Annotated in this window: 2 protein-coding genes; both read right to left on the bottom strand. The window is 63.5% G+C overall.

The window, feature by feature from the left end:
* Window positions 1-336 (bottom strand): FAD-dependent oxidoreductase (locus FJ980_RS32350; RefSeq protein ID WP_140547533.1); only part of this gene is annotated, 336 nt, incomplete at its 3' end.
* A gap of 31 nt (window positions 337-367) precedes the next feature.
* A complete protein-coding gene (locus FJ980_RS32345) occupies window positions 368-1,066 on the bottom strand; it encodes an HAD-IA family hydrolase (RefSeq protein ID WP_140547532.1) in 699 nt (232 codons plus the stop codon).
* Window positions 1,067-1,278 lie beyond the last annotated feature (212 nt).

Here is a 1,278-nt window from a genome sequence, read left to right as displayed (position 1 = left end):
ATTCCGTTCGACGCGATCCATCGCATCATGGCCGATGCGGTGCATGCGCCGCGCCGTTTCAAGTCCATGGTGCGCCGCGATGTCGCTAAGCGAGGCGCGAAACTTGGTGGAAACGACCCCGCCATTGCGGCCGGAAGCGCCCCAGCCGATTTCGACCGCTTCCAGCACGACGGGATGCAGGCCGCGCTCGATGGCGCGCAAGGCGGCATTGAGGCCGGTATATCCGCCGCCGATGATGGCGATATCGGCCTTGACCGCGTTTCCAAGCGCGACCGGCGGCGGCGCGGGCGAGGCCGTTTCCAGCCACAGCGATCGTGGATGTGCCAGGTCCGGCATCGGCATCGTCCTCCCTTGGGCGCCGGCGGAGTTATTCCCGCTCGACGGCGTCGGCGAGGTCGCGCAGCGTGGCGAAATGGAAATCCGGCTTCGTCACTTCGCCCGGATGCGGTGTGCCGCCATAGCCTTCCTGGTGCATCCGCCGCTCGATCCAGCAGACCTTGTAACCGAGCGAGCGGGCAACGACGATATCAAGATACTGGCTCTGCGCAACGTGCAGTATGTCTTCCTGGCGATAGCCGAAGGCGGATTGCCGCCCGAGCTTATGCGAGAAGAAGCGCGGGTCAGGCTTGGCGCATCTGGCGTCGTCCATCGTGACGGCATCGTGGAAAGGGGTCCCCAGCGTGTGCGAGTAGGCGCTGAAGGCGACGCGGTCGGCGTTCGTCATGGCGACCAGGCGGAAATGCCGGCGCAGCCGCTTGAGTGCCTCGGCGGAATCCTCGAATGCCGGCCAGCGCAGCACGGCAATCTGGAAAGCGTCGGCCGAGCGCTGGTCCGCAGGCAGGCCGAGCTTATGCGCCACATGGAGGTAGACGTCCGCCATCACCTGGCTGGAGCGGCCGGGATGATCGACGCGCCCTTCAAGATAGGGGGCGAAGAGATCGTCGTCGCTCAGCCCCTCGGCAGCCTTTCCGCCGATCGAGCGGAACGCGTCGAGAATGCCTTTCTCGAAATCGATGAGCGTCCCCACGACGTCGAATGTCAAAACCTTGAACTGCTTGAAGGACATCAGACCTGCCTCTCTTCCTCGCTAAAACAGGCTTCCGCCCGGCGGAAGCTTGCGTTCAATGAACAGAAGAGACTGCATCGCCGCAATTCCACAAATGCTGATCGGGGAGCTTACATTTTGTAATGTCCCGCCTTCGACATCTGCTTCCTTCGCTCAATGCGCTCGTGACCTTCGAGGCGGCCGTACGCTGCGGGACCTTTGCCCGTGCCGCA

Origin of the sequence: Mesorhizobium sp. B1-1-5, assembly GCF_006443065.1 — a bacterium.
GTDB lineage: Bacteria > Pseudomonadota > Alphaproteobacteria > Rhizobiales > Rhizobiaceae > Mesorhizobium.
Note: the sequence above shows the minus strand (reverse complement) of the source record. Positions and strands in the feature narration are given on the sequence as shown.

What these genes read in the sequence shown, in the direction of transcription:
- FJ980_RS32345 (WP_140547532.1), bottom strand. Translation starts at nt 1,066, where the DNA reads ATGTCCTTCAAGCAGTTCAAGGTTTTGACATTCGACGTCGTGGGGACG.